At 67.1% G+C, this 26318-nt stretch carries 25 protein-coding genes and 1 pseudogene; 17 read left to right on the top strand and 9 right to left on the bottom strand.

Annotated features, from left to right (window positions below):
* Positions 1-41: 41 nt before the first annotated feature.
* Together ACOI2T_RS04295 and ACOI2T_RS04300 are read left to right on the top strand one after the other, a co-directional pair.
* Positions 42-1694, top strand: coding sequence for a medium/long-chain-fatty-acid--CoA/3-oxocholest-4-en-26-oate--CoA ligase (locus ACOI2T_RS04295; protein ID WP_409503933.1), 1653 nt, complete (start codon positions 42-44; stop codon positions 1692-1694).
* Complete coding sequence (locus ACOI2T_RS04300) at positions 1694-2815, top strand: NAD(P)H-dependent flavin oxidoreductase (protein ID WP_409503932.1); 1122 nt, start codon at positions 1694-1696, stop codon at positions 2813-2815. The genes ACOI2T_RS04295 and ACOI2T_RS04300 overlap by 1 nt, the downstream gene beginning before the upstream one ends.
* Positions 2816-2818: 3 nt before the next feature.
* Here the strand turns inward: ACOI2T_RS04300 and ACOI2T_RS04305 are convergent, their stop codons facing one another.
* Entirely contained in the window at positions 2819-3328 is a 510-nt protein-coding gene (locus ACOI2T_RS04305) for a DinB family protein (protein ID WP_409503931.1), read from the bottom strand.
* Positions 3325-4878: a succinic semialdehyde dehydrogenase gene (locus tag ACOI2T_RS04310; RefSeq protein WP_409503930.1), complete on the bottom strand. Its 1554-nt coding sequence runs from the start codon at positions 4876-4878 to the stop codon at positions 3325-3327. Before ACOI2T_RS04310 ends, ACOI2T_RS04305 begins: the two co-directional genes overlap by 4 nt.
* Positions 4879-5005: 127 nt before the next feature.
* On the opposite strand from ACOI2T_RS04310, the gene ACOI2T_RS04315 reads away from it, so the two are divergent.
* Positions 5006-5401: a VOC family protein gene (locus ACOI2T_RS04315; protein ID WP_409503929.1), complete on the top strand. Its 396-nt coding sequence runs from the start codon at positions 5006-5008 to the stop codon at positions 5399-5401.
* On the opposite strand, the gene ACOI2T_RS04320 is transcribed toward ACOI2T_RS04315, so the two are convergent.
* Complete coding sequence (locus tag ACOI2T_RS04320) at positions 5338-6054, bottom strand: helix-turn-helix domain-containing protein (protein ID WP_409503928.1); 717 nt, start codon at positions 6052-6054, stop codon at positions 5338-5340. The two genes, ACOI2T_RS04315 and ACOI2T_RS04320, sit on opposite strands and share 64 nt — an antisense overlap.
* Before the next feature lie 42 nt (positions 6055-6096).
* On the opposite strand from ACOI2T_RS04320, the gene ACOI2T_RS04325 reads away from it, so the two are divergent.
* A complete protein-coding gene (locus tag ACOI2T_RS04325; RefSeq protein WP_409503927.1) occupies positions 6097-6651 on the top strand; it encodes a TetR/AcrR family transcriptional regulator in 555 nt (184 codons plus the stop codon).
* On the opposite strand, the gene ACOI2T_RS04330 is transcribed toward ACOI2T_RS04325, so the two are convergent.
* Positions 6637-7608 (bottom strand): NAD-dependent epimerase/dehydratase family protein, encoded by a 972-nt coding sequence (locus ACOI2T_RS04330; protein WP_409503926.1) that lies wholly within the window; start codon positions 7606-7608, stop codon positions 6637-6639. The genes ACOI2T_RS04325 and ACOI2T_RS04330 overlap by 15 nt on opposite strands.
* 33 nt (positions 7609-7641) lie before the next feature.
* Between ACOI2T_RS04330 and ACOI2T_RS04335 the strand changes: the two genes are divergently transcribed.
* Complete coding sequence (locus tag ACOI2T_RS04335; protein WP_409503925.1) at positions 7642-8835, top strand: NADH:flavin oxidoreductase; 1194 nt, start codon at positions 7642-7644, stop codon at positions 8833-8835.
* Here the strand turns inward: ACOI2T_RS04335 and fadD17 are convergent.
* Genes fadD17 through ACOI2T_RS04350 form a run of 3 tightly spaced genes read right to left on the bottom strand, consistent with a single transcriptional unit; the run spans position 8832 to position 12640 of the window.
* The gene (fadD17, locus tag ACOI2T_RS04340) at positions 8832-10385 is read right to left on the bottom strand and encodes a long-chain-fatty-acid--CoA ligase FadD17 (RefSeq protein WP_409503924.1); all 1554 of its coding nucleotides are present in this window, start codon (positions 10383-10385) and stop codon (positions 8832-8834) included. The two genes, ACOI2T_RS04335 and fadD17, sit on opposite strands and share 4 nt — an antisense overlap.
* The gene (locus ACOI2T_RS04345; RefSeq protein ID WP_409503923.1) at positions 10360-11445 is read right to left on the bottom strand and encodes an acyl-CoA dehydrogenase family protein; all 1086 of its coding nucleotides are present in this window, start codon (positions 11443-11445) and stop codon (positions 10360-10362) included. Before ACOI2T_RS04345 ends, fadD17 begins: the two co-directional genes overlap by 26 nt.
* Before the next feature lie 13 nt (positions 11446-11458).
* Positions 11459-12640, bottom strand: coding sequence for an acyl-CoA dehydrogenase family protein (locus ACOI2T_RS04350; protein WP_409503975.1), 1182 nt, complete (start codon positions 12638-12640; stop codon positions 11459-11461).
* Positions 12641-12804: 164 nt separating this feature from the next.
* Here ACOI2T_RS04350 and ACOI2T_RS04355 point away from each other — a divergent pair, with 164 nt between their 5' ends.
* The 12 genes and pseudogenes from ACOI2T_RS04355 to ACOI2T_RS04410 all read left to right on the top strand — a co-directional run bounded on the left by ACOI2T_RS04355 (position 12805) and on the right by ACOI2T_RS04410 (position 24709).
* The gene (locus ACOI2T_RS04355; protein ID WP_067846743.1) at positions 12805-12996 is read left to right on the top strand and encodes a ferredoxin; all 192 of its coding nucleotides are present in this window, start codon (positions 12805-12807) and stop codon (positions 12994-12996) included.
* A 13-nt stretch (positions 12997-13009) separates the two neighbouring features.
* Positions 13010-13939 carry a 3-oxoacyl-ACP reductase gene (locus tag ACOI2T_RS04360; protein WP_409503922.1) on the top strand — a complete coding sequence of 310 codons (930 nt, stop codon included), beginning with the start codon at positions 13010-13012 and terminating at the stop codon, positions 13937-13939.
* 285 nt (positions 13940-14224) lie between these two features.
* Complete coding sequence (locus ACOI2T_RS04365; RefSeq protein WP_067846736.1) at positions 14225-14989, top strand: MlaE family ABC transporter permease; 765 nt, start codon at positions 14225-14227, stop codon at positions 14987-14989.
* A 58-nt stretch (positions 14990-15047) separates the two neighbouring features.
* Positions 15048-15890, top strand: a complete 843-nt coding sequence (locus tag ACOI2T_RS04370) for an MlaE family ABC transporter permease (protein ID WP_067846733.1) — start codon at positions 15048-15050, stop codon at positions 15888-15890.
* A gap of 6 nt (positions 15891-15896) precedes the next feature.
* Entirely contained in the window at positions 15897-17099 is a 1203-nt protein-coding gene (locus ACOI2T_RS04375; protein WP_067846730.1) for an MCE family protein, read from the top strand.
* Positions 17099-18136, top strand: a complete 1038-nt coding sequence (locus ACOI2T_RS04380) for an MCE family protein (RefSeq protein WP_067846727.1) — start codon at positions 17099-17101, stop codon at positions 18134-18136. The genes ACOI2T_RS04375 and ACOI2T_RS04380 overlap by 1 nt, the downstream gene beginning before the upstream one ends.
* Positions 18129-19187 carry a virulence factor Mce family protein gene (locus tag ACOI2T_RS04385; RefSeq protein ID WP_067846724.1) on the top strand — a complete coding sequence of 353 codons (1059 nt, stop codon included), beginning with the start codon at positions 18129-18131 and terminating at the stop codon, positions 19185-19187. The genes ACOI2T_RS04380 and ACOI2T_RS04385 overlap by 8 nt, the downstream gene beginning before the upstream one ends.
* The gene (locus ACOI2T_RS04390) at positions 19184-20608 is read left to right on the top strand and encodes an MCE family protein (protein ID WP_085142338.1); all 1425 of its coding nucleotides are present in this window, start codon (positions 19184-19186) and stop codon (positions 20606-20608) included. The genes ACOI2T_RS04385 and ACOI2T_RS04390 overlap by 4 nt, the downstream gene beginning before the upstream one ends.
* A gap of 83 nt (positions 20609-20691) precedes the next feature.
* The gene (locus ACOI2T_RS04395; RefSeq protein WP_409503974.1) at positions 20692-21813 is read left to right on the top strand and encodes an MCE family protein; all 1122 of its coding nucleotides are present in this window, start codon (positions 20692-20694) and stop codon (positions 21811-21813) included.
* Positions 21813-23535: pseudogene (locus ACOI2T_RS04400) on the top strand (MCE family protein). Before ACOI2T_RS04395 ends, ACOI2T_RS04400 begins: the two are co-directional and overlap by 1 nt.
* The gene (locus tag ACOI2T_RS04405) at positions 23535-24224 is read left to right on the top strand and encodes an Rv1363c family protein (RefSeq protein ID WP_067846715.1); all 690 of its coding nucleotides are present in this window, start codon (positions 23535-23537) and stop codon (positions 24222-24224) included. Before ACOI2T_RS04400 ends, ACOI2T_RS04405 begins: the two are co-directional and overlap by 1 nt.
* Positions 24224-24709 carry a mammalian cell entry protein gene (locus ACOI2T_RS04410; RefSeq protein ID WP_067846711.1) on the top strand — a complete coding sequence of 162 codons (486 nt, stop codon included), beginning with the start codon at positions 24224-24226 and terminating at the stop codon, positions 24707-24709. Before ACOI2T_RS04405 ends, ACOI2T_RS04410 begins: the two co-directional genes overlap by 1 nt.
* Here ACOI2T_RS04410 and ACOI2T_RS04415 read toward each other — a convergent pair.
* Both ACOI2T_RS04415 and ACOI2T_RS04420 read right to left on the bottom strand, forming a co-directional pair.
* On the bottom strand, positions 24696-26147 hold the full coding sequence (locus ACOI2T_RS04415; protein ID WP_067846708.1) for an alpha,alpha-trehalose-phosphate synthase (UDP-forming): 1452 nt from the start codon (positions 26145-26147) through the stop codon (positions 24696-24698). The two genes, ACOI2T_RS04410 and ACOI2T_RS04415, sit on opposite strands and share 14 nt — an antisense overlap.
* Positions 26148-26312, bottom strand: coding sequence for a hypothetical protein (locus tag ACOI2T_RS04420; RefSeq protein ID WP_110774878.1), 165 nt, complete (start codon positions 26310-26312; stop codon positions 26148-26150).
* Between the last annotated feature and the right edge of the window lie 6 nt (positions 26313-26318).

Consider the following 26318-nt stretch of genomic DNA (forward strand, 5'->3'; position numbering starts at 1 on the left):
CAGACTTGTCACGAAATGTAACACGTTCTAGTTTAGGTTCCGTGGCTCTGAACATTGCGGATCTTGCCGAGCACGCCATCGACGCGGTGCCTGACCGTGTCGCGCTGATCTCGGGCGACGAACAGCTGACCTATGGGCAGTTGGAGGAGAAAGCCAACCGCCTCGCCCACTACCTGATCGAGCAGGGCGTCAAGAAGGACGACAAGGTCGGCCTGTATTGCCGCAACCGCATCGAGATCGTGATCGCGATGCTGGGCATCGTCAAAGCCGGCGCGATTCTGGTCAACGTCAACTTCCGCTACGTCGAGGGCGAGCTGAAGTATCTGTTCGACAACTCGGACATGGTCGCGCTCGTGCACGAGCGGCGCTACGCCGACCGGGTGGCCAACGTCCTGCCCGAGACCCCGAACGTCAAGACGATCCTGGTCGTGGAAGACGGTTCGGATGACGATTATCAGCGCTACGGCGGCGTCGAGTTCTACTCCGCCATCGCCGACAGCTCGCCCGAGCGCGACTTCGGACCGCGCAGCGAGGACGACATCTACCTGCTCTACACCGGTGGCACCACCGGATTCCCGAAGGGCGTGATGTGGCGCCACGAGGACATCTACCGCGTGCTGTTCGGCGGGACCGACTTCGCGACCGGTGAACCGGTCGCCGACGAGTACGGCCTGGCCAAGCAGGCCGCCGCCGGGCCGCCGATGATCCGCTACCCGATCCCGCCGATGATCCACGGTGCGACGCAGTCGGCGACCTGGATGGCACTGTTCTCCGGCGGAACCGTGCTGCTGACACCGGAATTCAACGCCGAAGAGGTCTGGCAGGCCATCCACGACCACAAGGTCAACCTGCTGTTCTTCACGGGCGACGCGATGGCCCGCCCGCTGCTGGACGCGCTGCTCGCCGCGCAGGCCAACGGCACCGAGTACGACCTGTCGAGCCTGTTCCTGCTCGCGAGCACGGCCGCGCTGTTCTCGACGAGCCTCAAGGAGAAGTTCCTCGAGCTGCTGCCCAACCGCGTCATCACCGACTCGATCGGATCGTCGGAGACGGGCTTCGGCGGCACGAGCGTCGTCGCCAAGGGACAGTCGCACACCGGTGGTCCGCGCGTGACCATCGACAAGAACACCGTCGTACTCGACGAGGACGGCAACGAGGTCAAGCCCGGCTCGGGCGTGCGCGGTGTGATCGCCAAGCGCGGCCACATTCCGGTCGGCTACTTCAAGGACGAGAAGAAGACTGCCGAGACGTTCAAGACGATCAACGGTGTGCGCTATGCGATTCCCGGCGACTACGCCGAGGTCGAAGCCGACGGCAGCGTGACGATGCTGGGCCGCGGCTCGGTTTCGATCAACTCCGGTGGCGAGAAGATCTACCCCGAAGAGGTCGAGGCCGCGCTCAAGGGGCATCCCGACGTGTTCGACGCGCTGGTGGTCGGTGTGCCGGATCCGCGGTTCGGCCAGCACGTCGCAGCCGTCGTCCAGGCCAGGGAGGGCACCCGCCCGTCGCTGGCCGAGCTCGACGCGTTCGTGCGCACCGAGATCGCGGGATACAAAGTGCCGCGCAGCCTTTGGCTGGTCGACGAGGTCAAGCGCTCGCCCGCGGGCAAGCCCGACTACCGGTGGGCCAAGGACACCACCGAGGAGCGCCCCGCCGATGAGGTGCACGCCAATCACGTGGGAGCGAATTCGTAATGCGTACTGAACTCTGCGACCGGTTCGGGATCGAATACCCGATCTTCGTCTTCACCCCGTCGGAGAAGGTGGCCGCCGCGGTCAGCAAGGCCGGCGGGCTCGGCGTGCTCGGCTGCGTGCGGTTCAACGACGCCGACGACCTCGAGAACGTCCTGCAGTGGATGGACGCCAACACCGACGGCAAGCCCTACGGCGTCGACGTGGTCATGCCCGCCAAGGTGCCGACCGAGGGCACGGCCGTCGACATCAACAAACTTATCCCGCAGAGCCATCGCGACTTCGTCGCGAAAACCCTTGCCGATCTCGGTGTTCCGCCGCTTCCCGAGGACGAGGAACGCAACGAGGGCGTGCTGGGCTGGCTGCACTCGGTGGCCCGCAGCCATGTCGAGGTCGCGCTCAAGCATCCGATCAAACTGATCGCCAACGCGCTGGGGTCACCACCCAACGACGTCATCGAGCAGGCGCACGCGGCCGGTGTCCCGGTCGCGGCACTGGCAGGCAGCGCCAAGCACGCGCTGCGCCACGTCGAGAACGGCGTGGACATCGTCGTCGCGCAGGGGCATGAGGCCGGCGGGCACACCGGTGAGATCGGCTCGATGGTCCTGTGGCCGGAAATCGTTGACGCCCTTGACGGTAAGGCGCCTGTGCTGGCGGCGGGCGGCATCGGCACCGGCAAGCAGGTCGCGGCGGCGCTCGCGCTCGGCGCGTCGGGGGTGTGGATGGGCTCAGCGTTCCTGACCTCGGCCGAGTACGACCTCGGTCACCGGCTGCCCGGTGGGACCTCCACGATCCAGGAGGCGCTGCTGCGGGCAGGCACCGCCGACACCGTGCGCCGCAAGATCTACACCGGCAAGCCGGCCCGGCTGCTGAAGACCAAGTGGACCGACGCCTGGGATGCCCCGGACGCGCCTGAGCCGCTGCCGATGCCGCTGCAGAACATCCTCGTCAGCGAGGCGCACCAGCGCATGAACGAGTCGAACAACCCTGACACCGTCTCGATGCCGGTGGGCCAGATCGTCGGCCGCATGAACGAGATCCGCCCGGTCGCCGACATCATCGGCGAACTCGTGGCCGGGTTCGAGCAAGCCACCAAGCGGCTGGACGGTATCGCGGGAAGCTGAGGTTCACACGCCGGTCGCGCCGTCGATGCTTTCGCGGATGAGATCGGCGTGCCCGCAATGGCGGGCGTATTCGGCGATCATGTGGGTGTAGATCCAGCGCAGGGTCACCTCGCTGCCCATGAACGGGCTCGTGTCGTCGAGCGCGCGGCCTGCGCAGTTGGCTTTCGACTGCTCGATCTCGGATTGCCATCGGGCGTATGCGGTTTCGAAGTCGATGTCGATGGCGGGATCGAAGCCGCCGTCATGGCCTTCCGTCGAGCGGGGACCGTAGATCGACGGCACCTCTTCACCGATCAGCACCCGGCGGAACCAGTTCCGCTCGACCTCGGTCTCGTGCTGCACGATGCCCATGAGGGTCAACGGGGACGGCGGCACCGAGGCCGTGCGCAACTGCTGCTCGGACAGTCCGGCACACTTCGCCGCGAGGGTCGCGCGGTAGAAGTCGAGCCAGCTCTCCAGCGTGGCGCGTTCGTCGCCGGCGAGCGGCGGTGTGCTGCGTTCGACCGTGCTCACCGCCCGGGCAGTTTCTGCACGGCCTGGATCATCGGCGTGAGGGCCTTCTGCCACAACGTCTGCGATATACCCAGCGGCGGATCGAGATTGAGGACGCGAGCCGTCGAGACCGTTTGGGATTCGGTGTATTTGAGGATGCCGTCGACCCCGTGCCTGCGGCCGACGCCGGAGGCTTTCATGCCGCCCATCGGCGCCGCGGTGCTGCCGAACGCGAGTGCGTAACCCTCGTCGACATTGACGGTGCCGGAGTTGATCCGGGTCGCGATGGCCTCACCTTCGGCCTTGCTGGCCGCCCACACGCTGGCGTTGAGCCCGTATTCGGTGTCATTGGCCTTCTCGATGGCCTCGTCGACCGAATCGACCGGGTAGATCGAGACGAGCGGGCCGAAGGTTTCGTTTCGTGCGCATTCCATCTCGTCGGTGACGCCCGACAGCACCGTCGGCTCGTAGAACAGCGGCCCGATGTCAGGCCGGGCGTTGCCGCCCGCGATCACCTTGGCGCCCTTGACCTTTGCGTCGTCGACATGACCCGATACGGTCTTGACCTGGTCCTCGGAGATCAGGCTGCCCATGTCGGCGGTGAAGTCGTAGGCCGGCGACAGCTTCATGTTGCGGACCTGCTCGCCGAACTTCGCGGTGAACTCGTCGGCGATGTCGCGCTCGACGTAGATGCGTTCGATCGAGATGCACAGCTGGCCGGCGTTGGAGAAGCACGCCCGGGTCGCGGCTTTCGCGGCGACATCGAGGTTGGCGCCCTTCGCGACAATCATCGGGTTCTTGCCGCCGAGCTCGGCGGAGAAGCCGATCAGCCGCCGCCCGCACTGCTCGGCCAGTGACCGCCCGGTGGCCGTGGAGCCGGTGAACATCAGGTAATCGCAGTTCTCCACGATCGCGGTGCCCACGACCGACCCCGGACCGGGCACGACCGCGAACAGGTCGCGGGGCAGACCCGCCTCATACAGCAGTTCGGCATTGGCGAGGGTGCAGTACGGCGTCTGGCTGTCGGGCTTCACGACGACGGCGTTGCCGGCGAGCAGGGCCGGAATCGAATCCGAGATCGACAGAGTCATGGGGTAGTTCCACGGTGAGATGACGCCGACCACGCCTTTGGGGTGGTGGTTGACGACGGTCTTGACCACGCCCGGGAGCAGGCCCTGAACCCGCTTGGGTGCCAGCAGCTTTGCGGCCTGCCGCGCGTAGTAGCGCGAGTTCAGCATGATGTCGACGAGCTCTTCCTGCGCGGCCGAGCGGGCCTTGCCGGTCTCGGCCTGGGCCACGTCCATCAGGAAGTCGCGATTCTTGGCGACGAGTTCGCGGAACCGCTCGATGATCGCGCACCGCTCCCTGACCGGCCGCTTGGCCCAGGCCACCTGGGCGGCGCGGGCCTTGGCGAAGGCGGCCGTGACGTCCTCGGCGGTGCCGACCGGGATGGTGGTCAGCTCGCGGCCGGTGAAGACCTCCTCGATCGATCTCGACTGGCGGGCATCGACGTCTTCGATCGCGACGAGCTTGCGGAGCCGGGCGAATTCCGCGGCGGACGGAGCGGGCATGGCTGACCCTCCCTACTGGCGAGTAACTAGCGGTTACGGTCAACCTACTCGGGAACCGCCGGTCGACCAAGGGCCGCCTGTCCGATCTGTTCACGACATCGGGCTTCTCGCGTCATAGCCTGCGGATATGGCTATCCAACCGATATCGGCGGTCGTTGAGATCGTCGCCAGAGACCTGTCCCGCGCCGTCGAGTTCTACCGGCTTGTCGGCCTCGACGTGCCCGATCCCGACGGTCCGCACGTCGAGGTGGTGCTGCCGGGCGGCAACAAACTCGCGTTCGACACCGAAGAGGTGATCGCGGGTATGCACCCCGGCTGGACTCCGCCGATCAGTTCCGGACGCGTCGCGATCGCGTTCGGCCTGAACACGCCGTCCGATGTCGACGAACTCTACGAACGCCTCACCGCGGCCGGCCATCCCGGCACGCTCAAACCGTTTGACGCGCCGTGGGGGCAGCGCTACGCGACTGTCGAGGATCCCGACGGCACATCGGTCGATCTGTACGCGCCGCTGGCGAGCTGACGCAGCGGAACGCCGGCCAGATCGCGAACCTCGCGGTGCAGGTGCGGCTGATCGGCGTAGCCGGCCTGCGCCGCGACATCGGCGGCAGGCAGTCCGGCGCTCAGCAGCCGCACAGCCCGCCGAAACCGCAACACGCGCCGCAACATCGCCGGCCCGTAGCCGTAGACCGCCGCGCACTGGCGTTGCAGTGTGCGATTCGACCAGCCGGTCGCACGCGCGATGTCGCCGACAGCCGCCCCGTCGGCGAGCCGGTTCGTCACCTCGCGCAGCGTCGGCAACGACCACGGCGCGGTCGCGGTGCCGGGCCTGCCGGACGCGAGGTCGGCCGTGAGTTCGTACAGCGAGCGGTCGCGGCGGACCGTGCGGAGGTCGTGCAGTGGCACCCGGATGTTTCGCACCTCGGCAGCCGGGACGCCGAGCAGCCGCGGCAACACGCCTGGCCGGAACCGCAAGCCCTGTATGGGATGCGGGCTGCCCGCGGCGAGGTAGGCGGTGGTATCTGGTCCTGCCACGATGGTCTGGTCGCCGGAACGGATCAAGTCCATGCAGCCGTCGGGCAGCACCCGACCGGGCTCGACGCGCCCGGTGCGGGTCCAGCTGCATTCCACGAGGGCGGCCAGCTCAGGCGGCGGAGACTGCTCGCGGTAGCCCACAGACCCGACGGTACCCGCGTGGCCATGCGGTTGAATCGGGGCATGACCGGGCGTCCACGCGACACGTCGATCGACGAACGGGTGCTGGCCGCGACGCGGGAGCTGCTCGTCGAGGTCGGCTGGGACGATCTGAGTGTCCGGCTGGTCGCCGCCCGCGCGGGTGTCGGGCGTTCGAGCCTGAACCGGCGCTGGTCGTCGAAGGCAGAACTGGTGCTACACGCCATATTCGGCGAGTCGCCGGACATGTCGCCGTTCGAGGGCACCGATCTCACCGGCTGGATCGAGTGGGTGGTGCGCGGCAGTCACGAACTGTTCAGCAGGCCCGACCTCTACGAGGCGGTACCCGGATTGCTGTTGGCGCTGCGCGAGAACCACGAGTTGCGCACCGCGCTGTGGAGCGAGTTCAGCGGCCCGGCGATCACGATGTTCGCCGAGCAGGGATACGGAAGTGAAGCGGACGCGCGGGCTGCGCTGGCAATGGCGGCCGGGGCGGCGTTGTTCGTCACCACGGTTGCCGTAGACGACGATTCGCCCGCGCTGCAAGGCCACCTGGTGCGGTTGCTGTGTTCCGCGCTGGGCGCCTCACCCCCCGATTGACTCCAGGATCGCCGCCTGCGGTGAGCGCCAGCTGTCGATCGCGAGTTCCGCGCGGGTGTGGCCGTCATCGGTCGGGGTCGCGGCGGTCAACAGCATCGCTGCCTCATAGCTGAGACCGTCACCGAGTGGCAACGCCCCGCCGATGAGATCCGAGCACCAGCCAATCGCCCGGAAAGCCTTTGGCGACAGCGGGATTCGCCGGATCCGTAAACCCGACCCCTGCTGCAGGGTGTCGATCATGTCGTCGAAGCTCACCATGGTGCCGCCGCACACATAGCGCCGTGGGCCGCGTCCGGGTTGCATGAGCCTGATGTGGACGTCGGCGACGTCGCGCACGTCGATCATCTGCATCCCGCCCCGCAGCCGCGGGGCGACCCGCGCGCGCACGATCGGTGCCCAACCCCGCTCCGTCACGCCCGGCGCGGTCCAATAGGCCGGGCCCACCACGCTCGACGGATACGTGACGACGACGGGCGCGCCTGCGCGCTGCAACCGCCGCGCGACCCGGTCGGCGTATGCTTTCGTCTGCGCGTACGGGCTTCGTCCCGGTGCGGTGGGGGTGTCGCGCGAGATCACGCCGTCCGGTGGCGGGAACAGTGCGCTGTAGCTGCTCACTGAGACAATGGGATCCAGCCCGGCCGCGACGGCGCGCGTCAGCACTGCCTCGGTCGCGTAAGCGTTGATCTGCCACATCAATTCGGTGCGACGGCGGTCGGTACCGACCACGCCCGCGGCGTGGATCACGGCATCGCAGCAGGACAGCAGCACGTCGACGGTGGCGGTGTCGCGGATGTCGCCCTCGATCACCGTGATGTCTCCGGCATCGGCGAGGCGCTCGATCACCGCGTCGTCGACCCCCGGGATCGCGAGCAGACGCACCTCGTGCCCGGCTTCGAGCAGGCCTCGGACGATGTGGGCCCCCAGATAACCGGTTCCACCGGTCATGGCGATTCGCACGATTCACCTCTCGTCGCGGCCTGCTATATTTCGATGCCAATGGTATCGAAAGTGGAAAACTCGGTGGCAGCGGGGCCTTTCACGCCGATGGCCCTTGGTCCGTTGACGCTCAAGAACCGATTCGTCAAGGCCGCGACGTTCGAAGGCGTGATGCCGCTCGGGCAGGTCACCGATGCGCTCGTCGACTTCCACGTCGAGGTCGCCAAGGGCGGTGCGGCGATGACGACCGTCGCCTACTGCGCGATATCGCCCGGCGGCCGGGTGCATCGCGACACGATCGTGCTGGACGCCGACCGCGCCCGGGCGCTGCGCCGGCTCACCGACGCGGTACACCGCGAAGGCGCCCTGACCTGTGCGCAGATCGGGCACGCCGGCCTGGTGGCCAACACCCTGTCCAACCGCACACCCTCGCTCGCACCGAGCACCCGGGTCAGCGCGCCCGCGATGGGCCTGGTGCGGGCCGCCACGCCCGAACAACTCGAGAAGGTCGTGGGACAGTTCGGAATCGCGGCCCGCAACGCCGTCGAGGCCGGGTTCGATGCCATCGAAATCCACATGGGCCACGGCTATCTGCTGAGTTCGTTCTTCAGCCCCAATCTCAACAAGCGGACCGACGCCTACGGCGGAACCACCGCGCGGCGGGCCGAGCTGGCCCGGCGGGTGGCCGAAGAGGTCCGCACCGCCGTCGGCGAAAGCGTCGCCGTGACAGCCAAATTCAACATGGACGACGGCGTCCGCGGCGGATTCTGGCTCACCGACAGCCTGCCGACCGCCCAGTTGCTGCAGGCCGACGGTCACCTGGATGCGCTGCAGTTGACCGGCGGCAGCTCCCTGCTCAACCCGATGTACTACTTCCGCGGCCCGGTACCCCTCGACGAGTTCATCGCCTCCCAGCCTGCCGTGGTCGGACTGGGTTTGCGGGTGCTCGGCCGGCGGCTGTTCCGGGAGTACCCGTTCGAAGAGGCGTTCTTCCTGCCGCCGGCGCGCCAGTTCCGGGAGGCCTTGACGATGCCGCTGATGCTGCTCGGCGGGGTCAACGCGTTGGCGACGGCGCGCGACGCGGTCGCCGACGGATTCGAATTCGTCGCGATGGCCCGTGCGCTCCTGCGAGACCCTCAGCTGGTCAACCGCTTTCGCGGGCACGAGGCCACCTCGGGCCTGTGCGTGCACTGCATGAAATGCATGCCCACGGTATACAGCGGCACGCGCTGCGTGGTGCGCGGCTAGCGCGCGATCGCCCACACCGGGTCGGCGCATTCGGTGCCCTCGGCCGACAACTGCCGCTTGATCACCTTGAAGGTCTCCGTGCGGGGCAGTGCGGTACCGACCCGCACATACGACGGCCACTGCTTGGGCCCGAGGTCGGTCTGCTCATGCAGAAACTGCCGGAACTTGTCCGGATCGAACTCCGTGCCTGCGGCGAGCACGAGCGCGGCCATCACCCGATCACCGACTGCCGGGTCGGGGATCGGGTACACCGCGGCTTCCACGACGTCGGGATAGCGCATCAGAATACGTTCGATCGGTGCGGTGCCGAGGTTTTCGCCGTCGACGCGCATCCAGTCGCCGAGCCTGCCCGCGAAGTACACGTAGCCGTCCTCGTCGCGGTACGCGAGGTCGCCGGTGTGGTAGACGCCGCCTGCCATTCGCTGCGCCTCGGCGTCGGGATCGTTGTAGTAGCCCCGAAACCAGCCGCGCCCAGTGGGATTCACGAGCTCCCCGACGACCCCGGGCGCGCACGGCTCGCCGGTCTCCACATCGACGATGGCGACCTCATCGGTCAGCGGGCCCAGTGAACCCTCCGGGGTGCCCGGGGCCCGGGCGATCGCCACACCGCCTTCGGTCGAACCGAAGCCGTCGACCACCACGACGCCGAATCGCTTCGCGAACCGGTCCAGGTCTCGCGGCGCACCCTCGTTGCCGTACAGGATCTTCAGCGGATTGTCGGCGTCGTCCGGCCGCGGTTCGGTCGCCAGGATGTAGGACAGTGGTTTGCCGACATAGTTCGCGTACGTCGCACCGTACCGGCGCACGTCGTCGATGAATCCCGACGCGGAGAACTTGCGCCGCAACGCGATCGAGGCGCCCGCCGCGACCGCGACGGCCCACCCCGCCATGATCGCGTTGGAATGGAACAGTGGCATCGACAGATAGGCGGTGTCGGCGGGGCCGAGTCCGAACCGGTCGGCCAGCATGCGGCCGGGAAACGCCACCTTGTCGTGGGTCACCCGGACCGCTTTGGGCTCACCGCTCGTGCCGGACGTGAAGATCAGCATGAACAGGTCGTCGGGCGACGGGTCGGCGAAGGTCACCGGGGCGCCCGCGTGTGACGCGAGTTCGGCTGCCCAGCCTTCGGATTCGACGTCGATGTAGTCGACACCCGGCGGTACGAGGCCGGCATCGTCGGCCAGCACGAGCTGGCAGTCGGCCCGTTCGATGTCGCGGATCAGCGCATCGCCGCGCCGGGTGGGGTTGAGCCCCACGGGCACCAATCCGGTCAACCCGGCCGCCACCAGCATGCTGGAGAAGAACGGCGTGTTGCCGAGCAGCACCCCGACGTGCGGTGGCCGGGCTCCAGCCTGTTGTCCTCCTCGCGTGCGGGAGTCCAGCCGGGCCCGGAGCGCCGCGGCCACCTGCGCGCCTGCCGAGATGTGGTCGGCCCAGCTGACGAACGAATCACCGTCGTGGATGCCGCGGTCGGTGACGTCGGCCAGCGGGGCCAACAGTTCGGTGACGGTCGGGCCGGTCACCTCAGGCGGGCGTGTCGGCGAGTTCACGTCCGATGCGCAGAAGCTGACCGGTCGCCCCGCCGAGCGCGAACTCGGTCTGCTTGGCGGCCAGGAAGTACCGGTGCACCGGGTGATCCATGTCGATGCCGACCCCGCCGTGCACGTGCACCGTGGTGTGGGCGACTCGGTGGCCTGCCTCGGCGGCCCAGAAGGCGGCGCTGGCGACATCGATGTCGGCCGGAAGGTCCTCCGACAGCCGCCACGCGGCCTGGGTGAGCGTGAGCCGCAGCCCCTTGATGTCGATGTACCCGTCGGCCAGCCGCGACGACACCGCCTGGAAGCTGCCGATCGGACGGTCGAACTGCTCACGCTCGCGCGCGTACTCGGCGGTGAGCTCCAATGCCCGCTCGAGAACCCCGAGTTGATACGCGGTCCGGCCCAGCGCCGCATGCGTCGTCAGCCAGTCCGCGACCTCCGCGCCGCCGACGACCCGGCCGTCGCCGACCGGGGTGCCTTCCATTTCGAGAAGCCCGACGCTGCCGCGCCCGGTCGTGTCGAGCGCGGTGACGGTAACTCCCGGGTCATCGGCGGCGACCACGAAAACGCTCACCCCCGAACCGGTCTCGGCCGGGACGAGGAACGCGTCGGCCACCGGGCCGAAACCCACGAGCGTGCGGGTACCGGTGAGCCGGCCGTCTGTGGCCTGCACCGGGCCCTGGCCCATCTCGCCGTCGAGCGCCACCGTGAGGATCTTCTCACCGGCCACCGCAGGGACTGCCCACTGCGTGCGCAGATCGTCCGAACCGAATGCCGCGAGTGCGCCCGCGCCGAGCAGCACCGAATCCAGGTACGGCACGGCGGCGAGCTGGCGGCCGAGCGCGGTCAGCACCGCCGTCTGCTCCAGCACGCCGAAGCCGCCGCCGCCGACGGATTCGGGGGCCGCGGCCGAGAGCACGTCGGCCTCGACGAGTTTGGCCCACAGGTCACGGTCGAATCGTTGCTCCAGACCGTCGAGCTTGCGCTGGTGTTCGGGCGTGCACACCGACTCGGTGATCGTGCGCACCAGGCCGCCGAGGTCGGTGGCCGCTTCGGTGGTCTTGAAATCCATTGGTGTGCCGTCCTTACCGGTTCACTCGGGGCAGGCCGAGCGCGACCATGCCGATGATGTCACGCTGAATCTCGTTGGTGCCGCCGCCGAATGTGAGGATCAGCGCGGACCGGTGGAACCGTTCGATCCGCCCGCGCAGCAGTGCGCCGCGGCTGTCGGCGCGCAGCGTCGCCGACGTGCCGAGCACCTCCATCAGCAGGCGGTACGCCTCGGTCGCGAGTTCGGTGCCGTACACCTTGGCCGCCGACGCGTCGGCGGGGGAGGGGGCCGCGTCCTGCGCCGAAGCCAGTTCCCAGTTGATGAGCTTGAGCACCTCGGCCTTGGCGTGCACCCGAGCCAGGTTGAGCTGCACCCACTCGGCGTCGATCAGGCGCTTGCCGTGCACGTCCTTGGTGTTCTGCGCCCATTCGCGCACACCGTTGAGCGCGACGTAGATCGGCTGGGCCGAGACCAGCGCGACGCGTTCGTGATTGAGCTGGTTGGTGACCAGCTTCCAGCCCGCGTTCTCCTCGCCGACCAGGTTGCTGACGGGCACGCGCACGTCCTGGTAGTAGGTGGCGCTGGTGTCTACGCCGGACATCGTGTGCACGGGCGTCCACGAGAAGCCCTCGGCGGTGGTCGGCACGATCAGCATCGAGATGCCGCGGTGCTTCTTGGCCTCGGGGTTGGTGCGCACCGCCAGCCACACGTAGTCGGCATACGCGATCAGGCTCGTCCACATCTTCTGACCGTTGATGACGTAATCGTCACCATCGCGGACCGCGGTCGTGCGCAAGGCGGCGAGGTCGGTACCCGCGCCGGGTTCGGAATAGCCGATCGAGAAGTGCAGCTCGCCCGCGGCGATCTTGGGCAGGAAGAACTTCTTCTGCTCCTCGGTGCCGAAATGCATGATCGTCGGCGCGACGCTGTTGATGGTCAGGAACGGCACCGGCGCGCCCGCGATGGCCGCCTCGTCGGTGAAGATCAGCCCGTCCATGGGCGGGCGGGCCTGGCCGCCGAACTCCTTGGGCCACGACAGGGTCAGCCAGCCGTCCTTGCCCATCTGTGCGACCGTGTCGCGGTAGACGTTGCCCCGGCCCATCTCGCCCTCCGACGAGTTCAGCGCTTCGACCCGGTCGGGGGTCATCAGTTGGGAGAAGTAGGCGCGCAGCTCGCGGCGCAGCTCCTCCTGCTCGGGGGTGTAACCGATCCGCATCCGCTGCATCCTCACTGCTTGTTAGACCTGACTTCCCACCCGGTTGTAACACGTTCTAGTCTTGGGGTCCAGGCCGGTATTGGGCCGGCAGTGTTCACGCCGGGTCGTATTCTGTGGCTGCGTGCCCCCAGCCCGGCGCACGCACACGTCGTGAGGAGGTCGTCATGCGAGTTGAAGTTGACCGTGATCGCTGTGAAGGTAACGCGGTGTGCGTGGGAATCGCCCCTGATCTGTTCGATCTCGATGACGAGGACTACGCCGTGGTCAAAGCCGACCCGGTCCCTGCCGACCAGGAGGAACTGGCCGAGCAGTCTGTCGCCGAATGCCCGCGGGCAGCCCTGATCCGGAAAGACTAGAGGTATTCATAAATTGACGACGAACAGCAGCGCTGACGCCCAGATCGATCTGTCCGGAAAGGTCGCCGTGGTGACCGGCGCGGCCGCCGGGCTGGGCCGGGCGGAGGCGATCGGGCTCGCCCAGGCGGGCGCGACCGTGGTGGTCAACGACATGGCCGGCGCGCTCGACAAATCCGACGTGCTCGACGAGATCGCCTCGGCCGGCTCGAAGGGTGTCGCCGTGGCAGGCGACATCAGCCAGCGCTCGACCGCCGACGAGCTCGTCGCGGCCGCCGACGGTCTCGGCGGGCTCAACATCGTCGTCAACAATGCCGGTATCACTCGCGACCGGATCCTGTTCAACATGACCGACGAAGAGTGGGACGCCGTCATCGCGGTCCACCTGCGCGGCCATTTCCTGCTCACCCGCAATGCCGCGACCTATTGGCGCGCGCAGGCCAAGGCCGGCGACGGAACGGTGTACGGCCGCATCGTCAACACCTCGTCGGAGGCCGGCCTGTCCGGTCCGGTCGGCCAGCCGAACTACGGCGCCGCGAAGGCGGGCATCACGGCGTTGACGCTGTCGGCGGCCCGGGCGCTGGAGCGGTTCGGGGTGCGGGCCAATGCCATCGCGCCGCGGGCCAGGACCGCGATGACGGCCGACGTGTTCGGGGACGTTCCCGAGCTCGCCGACGGGCAGGTCGACCCATTGTCGACCGACCATGTGGTGACGCTCGTGCGGTTCCTGTGCTCCCCGGCGTCGGAAGCAGTGAACGGTCAGCTGTTCATCGTTTATGGTCCAACTGTCACCTTGGTCGCGGCGCCCACGGCGGAAAAGCACTTCACCGCGAACGCCGACGCGTGGGCTCCGGCGGACCTCGGTGCGACGTTGCACGAGTACTTTGCTGATCGTGACCCGGAGCGTGGATTCTCGGCGACCGAGCTGATGATGTCGCGAGACTGACAGTCTCGGTTGTCAGGGCTCGGCGGCCGTTAGAACACGTTCTAGAACGTGCGCTGGGCAACGTGCTCTGAACTGGGAAAACAATGTAGTTTTCCTATGATTTGCTGTTCTTTGACACTGCGAACGTGTTCTAGTTAGTATGATCCGGCTCACTACGAGCCACGTAAGACCAAGGGGTGGGAGGGCCGCCACGGCGCGCGGTCACCGAACTTTCGCCAACGCAAACTGTGCAAAGTTGGCGGTCAGTCGAACGACCACCCCGCCCACCCGAGAACGGAGCTGAGGTTGATCGAACAGCTTGCGGCTCCGGCCCGGGCCGTGGGCGGTTTCGTCGAGATGTCCTTGGACACCTTCGCCAAGATCTTCCGCCGACCGTTCCAGCTCAAGGAATTCCTGGATCAAACGTGGATGATCGCGCGCGTGTCGCTCGTGCCGACGCTGCTGGTTGCGATCCCGTTCACCGTCCTCGTGGCGTTCACCCTCAACATCCTGCTGCGTGAGATCGGCGCCGCCGACCTGTCGGGGGCAGGCACCGCGTTCGGCACCATCACCCAGCTCGGCCCGGTCGTGACCGTGCTCGTGGTCGCGGGTGCCGGCGCGACGGCCATCTGCGCCGACCTCGGTGCGCGCACGATTCGTGAGGAAATCGACGCCATGCGGGTGCTCGGCATCGACCCGATCCAGCGTCTCGTGGTGCCGCGGGTGCTGGCGTCGACGTTCGTCGCCCTTCTGCTCAACGGTCTGGTGTGCGCGATCGGTCTGTCCGGTGGCTATGTCTTCTCGGTGTTCCTGCAGGGCGTCAACCCCGGCGCCTTCATCAACGGGCTGACCGTGCTGACCGGCCTCGGTGAGCTGGTGCTGGCCGAGATCAAGGCCTTGCTGTTCGGGGTCGTCGCCGGTCTGGTCGGCTGCTATCGAGGGTTGACCGTGAAGGGCGGTCCGAAGGGTGTCGGCAATGCCGTCAACGAGACGGTGGTCTACGCGTTCATCTGCCTGTTCGTCATCAACGTCATCATGACGGCGATCGGGGTGAGAGTGCTGGTCCGCTGATGAGCGCTCGCGCGAAGAACATGGAGCTGATGAGCGCTCGCGCGAAGAAGAGACAACTATGAGTTACGACGCCACTCTTCGCTTCCGCCGCCTGTTCCGCGGCGTGCCCAAGGTCGTCGACACCGTCGGTGAGCAGGCGCTGTTCTACGGCGAGACGATGCGCTACATCCCCAACGCGGTCACTCGCTACCGCAAGGAGACCATCCGCCTGATCGCCGAGATGACCCTCGGCACGGGCGCGCTGATCATGATCGGCGGAACCGTCGGCGTCGCCGCGTTCATGACCCTGGCCTCCGGCGGTGTGATCGCGGTGCAGGGCTACTCATCGCTGGGCAACATCGGCATCGAGGCACTGACCGGCTTCCTGTCGGCGTTCCTCAACGTCCGCATCGTCGCACCCGTCATCGCCGGCATCGCCCTCGCCGCGACCATCGGCGCGGGCGCGACCGCGCAACTCGGCGCGATGCGGGTGGCCGAGGAGATCGACGCCGTCGAATCGATGGCCGTCCACGCGGTGTCCTATCTGGTGTCCACGCGGTTGATGGCCGGCCTGATCGCGATCGTGCCGCTGTACTCGCTGTCGGTGCTGGCCGCGTTCTTCGCCGCACGCTTCACCACGGTCTTCATCAACGGACAGTCCGCGGGCCTCTACGACCACTACTTCAACACGTTCTTGATCCCCAGTGACCTGTTGTGGTCCTTCCTGCAAGCCATCGTCATGTCGATTGCGGTCATGCTCGTACACACCTATTACGGCTACAACGCCTCCGGCGGCCCGGTCGGCGTCGGCATCGCGGTCGGTCAGGCCGTGCGGACCTCGCTGATCGTCGTGGTCACCATCACCTTGCTCATCTCCCTGGCCGTCTATGGCGCGTCCGGCAACTTCAATCTTTCCGGGTAGGGCGGGATGTCGAACGGAAGCGCGAAACGCAGCCACGTCAGGATCGCCGCCGCGATCCTGGCCGCCATCGTGCTCGCCGCGGTGGTCTTCACCTATCTGTCCTATACCGCGGCGTTCACGCCGACCGACACCGTGACCGTGACCTCGCAGCGCGCCGGTCTGGTGATGGACCGCGACGCCAAGGTCAAGTACCGCGGTATCCAGGTGGGCAAGGTCTCCGACATCGAATACGCCGGCAACGAAGCCAAGCTGACGCTGTCGATGAACCGCAACGAGCTGCGCTACATCCCGTCCAACGCCACCGTGCGGATCGCGGGTAACACGGTCTTCGGCGCCAAGTCGGTCGAGTTCCTGCCGCCCGAGGAGCCGAAGGAAACCTCGCTCCGACCGGGCACCAACGTCGCGGCCAAAGACGTCCAGCTCGAGGTCAACACGCTCTTCCAGACGCTGTCGGATGTGCTCAACAAGATCGATCCGGTCAGCCTCAACGCGACGTTCACCGCACTCGGCGAAGGCTTGCGCGGCAACGGCGACGACCTCGGCGCGGCCATGAGCGGGCTGAATTACTACCTGCAGCAACTCAATCCGAAGTTGCCCACGCTGCAGGACGACCTGGCCAAGACCGCCGTGGTGGCCAACATCTACGGCGACGCCGGGCCCGACATCGCCCGCGTGATCGACAACGTGCCCGCGCTGAACCGCACGATCATCGACGAGCAGGCCAATCTCAACGCCACGCTGCTGGCCGCGACCGGGCTGGCCAACAACGGCACCGCGACGCTGGAACCGGCCGCCGACGACTACATCGCCGCGATCCAGCGGCTGCGTGCCCCGCTGAAGGTCGCCGGCGACTATTCGCCGGAGTTCGGCTGCATCCTGCAGGGTGTTTCGATCGGTGTCGACCGGTTCGCGCCGATCATCGGCGGCATCCGGCCCGGTCTGTTCGTGGCGTCCAACTTCCTGCCCGGCGCACCGGCCTACACCTATCCCGAGAGCCTGCCGATCGTGAACGCCTCCGGCGGCCCGAACTGCCGTGGCCTGCCGAACATTCCGTCCAAGCAGTTCGGCGGCAGCTGGTATCACGCTCCCTTCCTGGTCACCGACAACGCCTACGTTCCGTTCCAGCCGAACACCGAACTGCAGTTCGACGCACCGGCGACGTTGCAGTTCCTGTTCAACGGCGCGTTCGCGGAAAGGGATGACTTCTGATGCGTCGCGATCGGACCATGCTCAAGGTCAGCGTCTTCACCGTCGCCATGCTGCTGGTCGCGGCGATGCTGGTCGTGGTCTTCGGTGAGTTCCGCTTCGCCGCGGGCAACGGCTATCACGCCACGTTCAGCGAGGCGTCGCGGCTCAAAGCCGGCCAGGACGTCCGCATCGCCGGGGTGCCCGTCGGCACGGTCAACGCGGTGAAGCTCAACCCGGACAACACCGTCGACATCGAGTTCGACGTCAACAAGCGTTATCAGCTCTACACCTCCAGCCGGGCCGTGGTGCGCTACGAAAACCTGGTCGGCGACCGGTATCTGGAGATCACGTCCGGACCGGGTGAACTGCGCAAGCTGCCACCGGGCGGCACGATCGCGCTGCAGAACACCCAGCCCGCCCTGGATCTGGACGCGCTGCTCGGCGGTCTGCGGCCGGTCCTCAAAGGGCTCGACGGCAACAAGGTCAACGAGGTCTCCAACGCCGTGATCGAACTGCTGCAGGGGCAGGGCGGTGCGTTGTCGAATCTGCTGACGAGCACGAGCGCGTTCACCCAGAACCTGGCCGCGCGCGATCAGCTGATCGGTGACGTGATCACCAACCTCAACACCGTGCTCGGCACCGTCGACGAGAAGGGCGCCCAGTTCGACGCCAGCGTCGACGAACTGCAGAAGCTCATCACGGGGTTGGCCGAAGGACGCGATCCCATCGCCGGGGCGATCGCGCCACTGGCGTCGGCCGAGAACGACCTGACCGCCATGCTGGAGGCCTCGCGCCGGCCGATCCAGGGTGTCATCGAGAACGCCCGGCCGCTCGCGCAGCGCATGGACGAGCGCAAGGGCGACATCAACAAGGTCATCGAACCGCTTGCGGAGAACTACCTGCGGCTCAACGCACTCGGTGCGTACGGCTCGTTCTTCAACATCTACTACTGCTCGATCCGGATGAAGGTCAACGGACCGGCAGGCAGCGACATTCTGATTCCGTTCGGCGGCCCGCCGGACCCGTCCAAGGGGAGGTGTGCACCGAAAGATGGCTAACTCACGTGAGTCGAATCCCTTGCGCACCGGGATCCTCGGCATCTTCGTGGTGACGTGCCTGGTGCTGGTGTCGTTCGGGTACACCGGGCTGCCCTTCTACCCGCAGGGCAAGCCGTACGAGGCGTACTTCAGCGACGCCGGCGGCATCAACCCCGGAAACGACGTGAACGTCTCGGGCATCACCGTCGGCAAGGTCACCGGCGTGGCGTTGGCCGGTGATGCCGCCAAGGTCAGTTTCACCGTCGACCGCAACATCAAGGTCGGCGACCAGTCGCTCGTCGCCATCAAGACCGACACCGTGCTCGGCGAGAAGTCGCTTGCGGTCACCCCGAAGGGTTCCGGATCGCAGACCGTCATCCCGTTGGGGCGCACCACGACTCCCTACACCCTCAACACGGCTCTGCAGGATCTCGGACAGAACGTCAGCGATCTCGACAAGCCGAAGTTCGAGCAGGCCCTGCAGACCCTCACCGACACGCTGCGCGACGCCACGCCACAGTTGCGGGGCGCGCTCGACGGTGTGGCCAACCTGTCGCGGAGCATCAACAAGCGCGACGAGGCGCTCGAGCAGCTGCTGATGCACGCGAAACGCGTGTCGGATCTGCTGGCGCAGCGCGCCGGGCAGGTCAACCAGCTCGTCACCGACGGCAACATGCTGTTCGCGGCGCTCGACGAACGCAGGCAGGCGCTGAGCAATCTGATCGCCGGCATCGACGATGTGTCCAAACAGCTTTCGGGCTTCGTCGCCGACAACCGCCGCGAGTTCAAGCCGGCCCTGGAGAAGCTGAACCTGGTGATGGACAACCTGCTGGAACGTCGCGAGCACATCGGCGAGGCGCTCAAGCGGTTGCCGCCGTACGCGACCGCGCTCGGTGAGGTCGTCGGCTCGGGGCCCGGCTTCCAGATCAACCTGTACGGTTTGCCGCCCGCGGCGATGTCCGAGGTACTGCTGGACACCTACTTCCAACCGGGCAAACTGCCGGACAGCCTCGCCGACATGTTGCGCGGTTATATCTCCGAGCGGACGATCATTAGGCCGAAATCGCCATGACCCAAGACAATTCGGTGTCCAGCCGCAGTCGCTGGCTTCGTATCGGACTGGCCGCCCTGCTGCTGGTGACCCTGGCGGTCGGGGTGTTCCAGGTGTGGCCGTCGCGGGTCGGTCACAAGCTGACCGCCTACTTCACCAACGCGGTCGGGCTCTACCCGGGCGACGAGGTGCGCGTGGTCGGCGTGCCGGTCGGCAAGATCGACTCGATCGAGCCGAGGCCGTCCGACGTCAAGATCACGATGACCATCGACGACGGCGTCAAGGTGCCCGCCGACGCCAAGGCCTTGATCATCGCACCGAACCTGGTGTCGGCCAGGTTCATTCAGCTCACCCCGGCCTACACCGAGGGCGACGTCATGGCCGAGGGCGCGTCGATCGGACTGGACCGCACGGGCGTTCCGGTCGAGTGGGACGAGGTGAAAGAGCAGCTGACCCAGCTCAGCACGCAGCTCGGCCCGCAGCAGGGCTCGGTTCAGGGCCCGCTTTCGCAGTTCGTCAACCAGGCCGCCGACACGTTCGACGGCAACGGCGACTCGTTCCGCAATGCGTTGCGCGAGCTGTCCCAAACGGCTGGGCGACTGGGCGATTCGCGTGCGGATCTGTTCGGCACGATCAGGAATCTGCAGGTTCTGGTCGACGCGCTGTCCAACAGCAACGAGCAGATCGTGCAGTTCACCAACCATGTGGCGTCGGTGTCGCAGGTGCTGGCAGACAGCTCCAGTGGGTTGGACTCGACGCTGGCCACGCTCAATCAGGCGCTCAGCGATGTCCGTGGCTTCCTCGACGAGAGCAACGACGCGCTCATCGCGCAGGTGGGCAAGCTCGCCGACTTCACCCAGATCCTCACCGACCACAGCGACGACATCGAGCAGATCCTGCACATCACGCCCAACGGCCTGGCGAACTTCTACAACATCTACAACCCGGCCCAGGGCACCGTCGGTGGTCTGCTCTCACTGCCCAACTTCGCGAACCCGGTGCAGTTCATCTGCGGCGGCACGTTCGACACCGGTGCCAACCCGGACAACTACAAGCGGGCCGAGATCTGTAGGCAGCGCATGGGTCCGGTGCTCAAGCGCATCACGATGAACTACCCGCCGTTGCTGTTCCACCCGATCAACAGCATCACGGCCTACAAGGGCCAGATCATCTACGACACCCCGGAGACCGAGGCCAAGTCGGAGACGCCGGTGCCGTACCTGCAGTGGCAGAACGCCCCTGGTGTGACGCCGCCGCAGATCCCGCCGGACGCGTCGCTGAGCTCGCTGATCCTGCCGCCCGACCCGGCTGCGGCGGCGCCGGGTGCGCCTGCCCTTCCGCCACCGACGAGCTCGCACATGGGCGGACCTGAGGCGCCGGCCCCTGGCCCCGCTCCCGATCCGGCCGCACCGCTGCCCCCGCAGGCAGGAGCCGGCGGATGACCTCATCGATCACAAGAGGTAAAGCGTTGGGAAGCAAGGCATCACGGCTCACCTGCCGGACGGTGGCCTTCGGCAGCGGCGCGATGCTGTTGGCGGGATGCCAGTTCGGCGGCCTCAATTCGCTCAACATGCCCGGCACCGCAGGGCACGGTCCCGGCTCCTACACCGTCACGGTGCAGCTGCCGGATGTGGCGACGCTGCCGCAGAACTCGCCGGTGATGGTCGACGACGTGACCGTCGGCAGCGTGTCCGGCCTCGACGCGGTGCAGCGTCCGGACGGAACGTTCTATGCGGCCGTCGAGTTGTCGCTCGACGGCAACGTCAAGCTCCCGGCCAACGCCACCGCGCGGGTGGCACAGACGTCGCTGCTCGGGTCTCAGCACGTGGAACTGGCCGCGCCGGTCGACGAGCCGGGGGAGGGCGAGCTGCGCGAGGGCTCCAACATCGCGTTGGCCGAATCCGGCCGATATCCGACCACCGAGGAGGTGCTGTCCTCGCTCGGGATGGTGGTCAACAAGGGCAATCTCGGTGCCCTGCAGGACATCACCGATGAGGCGTATGCGGCCGTGGCCGGCCGCGCTGGCAGTTTCACCGACCTGATTCCCCGCCTGGCCGAGCTGACGTCGTCGCTGGACCGCCAAACCAACGACATCATCGCCGCTGCCGACGGTCTCAACCGGTTCGCGTCGATCTTGGCTCGCAGCAAGGACAATCTGGGCCGCACGCTCGACACGTTGCCCGCGGCGCTCAAGGTGCTCAACGACAACCGCACGAACATCGTCGAGGCGTTCACCGCACTGCGCAGCTTCGCCGAGGTGGGCTCGCGCATCCTGTCGCAGACGAAGGACGATTTCGCGGCGGACCTCAAGGACCTCTATCCGGTGATCAAGGCGTTCAACGACAACGTCGACGACTTCATCAAGGACCTGGAGTTCCTGCCGACGTTCCCGTTCCACTACAAGTACCTGCGCCAAGCGGTCCGCGGCGACTATCTGAACGTGTTCGTGACGTTCGACCTGACGTTGCGGCGGTTCGGTGAGTCGATGTTCACCACCTCGGGCTTCGATCCGAACATGAAGCACATGAGCGAGGTCATCAATCCGCCGGACTTCCTGACCGGTGCGATGGCGAACCTGTCCGGACAGGCCGCCGACCCGTTCAAGATTCCACCGGGTACCGCGACACAGCACGAGGGGACGCCGTAATGATCGACCGGCTGACTCGGATGCAATTGATGATCTTCGGGATCGTCACGGTGCTGACCGTGGGCGCGATCTCGATCTTCTATCTGCACCTGCCCGCCGCGGTGGGCATCGGCACCTACAACGTGAACGCCAACTTCGTTGCCGGCGGGTATCTACCAGAACGCCAACGTGACCTATCGCGGCGTCACCGTGGGGCGCGTCGAGTCGGTGGGGCTGGCGCCCGACGGCGTCGTCGCCAAGATGCGGCTGAACAGCAGCACCGCCATCCCGGAGAATGTCACCGCCACCGTCAAGAGTGTCTCGGCCGTCGGCGAGCAGTACATCGACCTGATCCCGCCCGACGATCCGTCGGCGGACAAACTGCGCAACGGCGCCACCATCGACCAGCAGAACACCCGCGTCGGCCAGGACATCGCCGGCCTTCTGCAAGAGGCCGACAATCTGGTCAGCAGCATCGGGGACAGCCGGCTGCAGGATCTGCTGCGCGAAACGTTCAAGGCGTTCAACGGCTCCGGGCCGGAACTCGCGCGGTTGATCGAATCGTCGCGGCTGCTGGTGGACGAGGCCAACGCCAATTACGACCAGACCACCAAGCTCATCGACCAGGCCGGTCCGTTCCTGGATGCCCAGATCCGTGGTGGCGACGACATCCGGTCCCTGGCCGAGGGCCTGGCGCGGTTCACCGGTGAAGTTTCCAACGCCGATCCGCAGCTGCGCACGACGCTCAAGACCGTGCCCGGCGCGACGGCCGAGGCCAACACCGCGTTCAGCGGGATCCGGCCGACGTTCCCGATCCTCGCGGCCAACCTGGCCAACTTCGGGCGCATCGGCGTGATCTACAGCAAGTCGCTCGAGCAGGCGTTGGTGATCTTCCCGGCCTTGATGTCGGCACTCAACACGGTGGCCGGCGGCGTCCCCACCGATGAGGGCGGCAAGCTCGACTTCAAGGTCGACCTCGGCGATCCACCGCCGTGCTCGGTGGGCTTCATCCCGGCGACCGAGATCCGGTCGCCTGCCGACGAGACGCTGCGCGAGCTTCCCCCCGACCTGTACTGCAAGACCGCACAGAACGATCCGGCGGTCGTGCGTGGCGCGCGTAACTATCCGTGCATGGAGTTCCCCGGCAAGCGCGCCCCGACGATCCAGCTGTGCCGCGATCCCAAGGGCTTCGTGCCCATCGGCAGCAACCCGTGGCGTGGCCCGCCGATCCCGTATGGCGAGCCGATCCAGGACGGCCGGAACATCCTGCCGCCCAACAAGTTCCCGATGATCCCGCCGCAGGTGGATCCGGATCCTGGGCCACCGGTCGTGCAACTGCCGCCGGGTGTGCAGCCGGGGCCGGGGCCCGCGCCGCACGCGCCGTTCCCGCTGCCGGTGCCGCCGAACCAGGTGGGCCCGCCACCGCCGCCGTTGCCGTACTACGCGCCGCCCGACCAGATCGTGCCGCCATACGGCCGCACGGCCCCGCCGCCGGCAGGTGCTCCGCCTGCGGTACCGCCGCCGGCGCCGCCCGCCGGGGCCCCGATCCCGCCTCCCGCGGGGGACGGTCCGCTGCCCGCCGAGGCACCACTGGCCAGCCCGCAAGGTATCGGCACCTACGATCAGCACAGTGGGGTCTTCGCGGCAGGCGACGGCGGCACCGGTGTGTACGCACCCGGAGCCGACAACCTGGCACCCGCGGAGACCTGGGTAGACCTGATGCTGGATCCAAGGCAGGCTTGATGAGCGAAGACACGGCCTTAGAAACATCGAGGCCGGTGCGCCGCCGTGCGTCCCGGGCGGCCGGCCCGGCCGCCGGTGAGGCAACGGCGACGACGACGGCAGAGGTGCGGGTCGAGCCGCCCGTGACCAAGGTCCGGGTGGCCAAACCCGTCAAGGCGCCGCCGCGGCGTCGGCCCAACGGCCGGCTGGTGGCGATCGTCGCGGCCGCGGTGCTGGCCGTCGCGACGGTGGGCATGGGTGTCCTGACCTATGTGATGGTCGATCAACAGCGCACGGTCGACGCCGCACAAGCCCGCGACGAGCGCTTCGTCGACACGGCCAAGCAGACCGTGGTCAACATGTTCAGCTACACGCAGGAAACCATCGACGAGAGCGTGAACCGATTCGTCGACGGGACCAGCGGGCCCCTGCGCGACATGATGAGCCAGGGCAACAACGTCGACAATCTCAAGGCGCTGTTCCGCGACACCAATGCCAGCTCCGAAGCCGTGGTCAACGGGGCCGCGCTGGAGAAGGTCGACGAGATCGCGAACAACGCCTCAGTGCTGGTGTCGGTGTGGGTGACGGTCACCGACCTCGACGGGGTGAACTCGCCCACGCGTCCGTACCGGCTGCGCGTCATCGTGCACGAGGACGACAACGGTCACATGACCGGCTACGACCTCAAGTACCCCGACGGGGGCAACTGATGCGGTCGAAAGTCGCCGGGCTGCTGATCGGCCTGTTGGCGGTGGCGTTCGTCGCGCTGTCGGGTGCCGGGGGAGTGCTGTACTGGAACCGCGTGCAGCAGCACGGGCAGCAAGCCACCCGGGCCGAGTTGGCTCCGCTGGCGGCCGACCAGATCCCGAAGATGTTCGGCTACGACTACCAGACCGTCGAGCGCAGCCTCATCGAGACCTATCCGCTGCTCACTCCCGACTTCCGGCAGAAGTTCGAGGAGGACGCGACCAAGACGGTGATCCCCGAGGCGCGCAAGCGTCAGCTCGTCGTGCAGATCAACGTCGTCGGCGTCGGTGTCATGGCCGCGCAGCGGGAGTCCGGTTCGGTGCTCGTGTACATGAACCGCACGGTCACCGACCAGTCCCGCCAGCCGCTCTACGACGGCAGCCGACTGCGCGTCGAGTACCGTAAGGTCGACGGCAAATGGCTGATCGACGCGATCAATCCGATTTAGTCGACGCCAGCGCTTCGAGGAACGACCGGGCCCACCGATCGACATCGTGGGCGAGCACCTGCCTGCGCAGTGCGCGCATCCGGCGCTTGCCCTCCTCGGGGATCTGGGTGAGCGCAGCCTCGATGGCATCCTTGACGCCTTCGAGGTCGTGCGGGTTCGCGAGATATGCCTGACGCAATTCGGCTGCCGCGCCGGTGAATTCGCTGAGCACGAGCGCGCCGCCGAGGTCGCTGCGGCAGGCGACGTACTCCTTGGCCACGAGATTCATGCCGTCCCGCAACGGGGTTACCAGCATGACGTCGGCGGCCACGAAGAACGCGATGAGCTCATCGCGCGGCACCGGCCGGTGGATGTAGTGCACGAGCGGATGGCCGACTTCGCCGTACTCGCCGTTGATGTGGCCGACCTGACGCTCGATGTCCTCGCGCATCGCGATGTAGCTCTCGACGCGCTCACGGCTGGGTGTCGCCAGCTGCACCAGAACGGTGTCGTCGCGTTTGACGCGGCTTTCCTCGAGTAGTTCGGAGAAGGCCCGTAGTCGAACGTCGATGCCCTTGGTGTAATCGAGCCGGTCGACCCCGAGCAGGATCTTGCGTGGGTTGCCGAGCTCGGCACGGATCTGGCGCGCCCGCTGCCGGATGCTGCGGTTGCGGGCCTTGCTGTCGAGTTCGGCCGAGTCGATCGAGATCGGGAAGGCCCCGACTTTGACGGTCCGGAAACCGACGTGCACCTCACCGAAGCGCGAACGCACTCCGACCGAGGCCCGGGAGGCATTGGCGCCGACCAGCCGTCGCGACAGCACCAGGAAGTTCTGCGCCCCGCCGGGCAGATGGAAGCCGACCAGGTCCGCCCCGAGCAGGCCCTCGACGATCTCCGTGCGCCACGGCATCTGCATGAACAGCTCGACGGGCGGGAACGGGATGTGCAGGAAGAAGCCGATGGTGACGTCGGGACGCAGCATGCGCAGCATCTTCGGCACCAGTTGCAGCTGGTAATCCTGGATCCAGACCGTCGCGCCCTGGGCCGCGGCCCGTGCGGTGGCCTCGGCGAACCGGCGGTTCACGTCGACGTAGCTGTCCCACCATTCGCGGTGGTATTCGGGTTTGACGATCAGATCGTGGTAGAGCGGCCACAGGGTTGCGTTGGAGAATCCCTCGTAGTAACTCGCCACGTCCTCGGCGGACAGCGAAACGGGAAAGAGCTGCAGACCGTCCTCGACGATCGGCTCCTCGTCACTGTCGGGGATACCGGCCCAGCCGATCCACGCGCCACGGCGTTTGCGCAGCAATGGCTCCAGGGCGGTCACCAGACCGCCCGGGCTCCGCTTCCACGTCGTGCTGCCGTCCGGCAACCGCTCCATGTCGATCGGCAGCCGATTGGCCACCACGACAAAGTCGGAATTTCCGGAGACGGAATTGCGGCCGCCCTCCGGAGACATCTAGGCCTCGATTTTCGACGGTCCAATGCCGAGCATCGAGAGGAACATCCGGCATTCGTCAGCATCGACCGCGTAGGTGGCCACGACGCGTCGGGCCTGGCTGGCAGTGCTGTCGGCTAAGGGTTCGACATCGCCGATATCGGCGGGATCAGATTTTGCAGGCATAGAACA

This window comes from Mycolicibacterium wolinskyi str. Jessa 2025 (assembly GCF_049241375.1).
Lineage (GTDB): Bacteria > Actinomycetota > Actinomycetes > Mycobacteriales > Mycobacteriaceae > Mycobacterium > Mycobacterium wolinskyi.

Coding starts and splice junctions, on each gene's coding strand:
- ACOI2T_RS04300 (WP_409503932.1), top strand. CDS start 1,694: ATGCGTACTGAACTCTGCGACCGGTTCGGGATCGAATACCCGATCTTC.
- ACOI2T_RS04310 (WP_409503930.1), bottom strand. CDS start 4,878: ATGCCCGCTCCGTCCGCCGCGGAATTCGCCCGGCTCCGCAAGCTCGTC.
- ACOI2T_RS04315 (WP_409503929.1), top strand. CDS start 5,006: ATGGCTATCCAACCGATATCGGCGGTCGTTGAGATCGTCGCCAGAGAC.
- ACOI2T_RS04325 (WP_409503927.1), top strand. CDS start 6,097: ATGACCGGGCGTCCACGCGACACGTCGATCGACGAACGGGTGCTGGCC.
- ACOI2T_RS04335 (WP_409503925.1), top strand. CDS start 7,642: ATGCCAATGGTATCGAAAGTGGAAAACTCGGTGGCAGCGGGGCCTTTC.
- ACOI2T_RS04345 (WP_409503923.1), bottom strand. CDS start 11,445: ATGGATTTCAAGACCACCGAAGCGGCCACCGACCTCGGCGGCCTGGTG.
- ACOI2T_RS04350 (WP_409503975.1), bottom strand. CDS start 12,640: ATGCGGATCGGTTACACCCCCGAGCAGGAGGAGCTGCGCCGCGAGCTG.
- ACOI2T_RS04355 (WP_067846743.1), top strand. CDS start 12,805: ATGCGAGTTGAAGTTGACCGTGATCGCTGTGAAGGTAACGCGGTGTGC.
- ACOI2T_RS04370 (WP_067846733.1), top strand. CDS start 15,048: ATGAGTTACGACGCCACTCTTCGCTTCCGCCGCCTGTTCCGCGGCGTG.
- ACOI2T_RS04375 (WP_067846730.1), top strand. CDS start 15,897: ATGTCGAACGGAAGCGCGAAACGCAGCCACGTCAGGATCGCCGCCGCG.
- ACOI2T_RS04380 (WP_067846727.1), top strand. CDS start 17,099: ATGCGTCGCGATCGGACCATGCTCAAGGTCAGCGTCTTCACCGTCGCC.
- ACOI2T_RS04385 (WP_067846724.1), top strand. CDS start 18,129: ATGGCTAACTCACGTGAGTCGAATCCCTTGCGCACCGGGATCCTCGGC.
- ACOI2T_RS04390 (WP_085142338.1), top strand. CDS start 19,184: ATGACCCAAGACAATTCGGTGTCCAGCCGCAGTCGCTGGCTTCGTATC.
- ACOI2T_RS04395 (WP_409503974.1), top strand. CDS start 20,692: ATGCTGTTGGCGGGATGCCAGTTCGGCGGCCTCAATTCGCTCAACATG.
- ACOI2T_RS04405 (WP_067846715.1), top strand. CDS start 23,535: ATGAGCGAAGACACGGCCTTAGAAACATCGAGGCCGGTGCGCCGCCGT.
- ACOI2T_RS04410 (WP_067846711.1), top strand. CDS start 24,224: ATGCGGTCGAAAGTCGCCGGGCTGCTGATCGGCCTGTTGGCGGTGGCG.
- ACOI2T_RS04415 (WP_067846708.1), bottom strand. CDS start 26,147: ATGTCTCCGGAGGGCGGCCGCAATTCCGTCTCCGGAAATTCCGACTTT.
- ACOI2T_RS04420 (WP_110774878.1), bottom strand. CDS start 26,312: ATGCCTGCAAAATCTGATCCCGCCGATATCGGCGATGTCGAACCCTTA.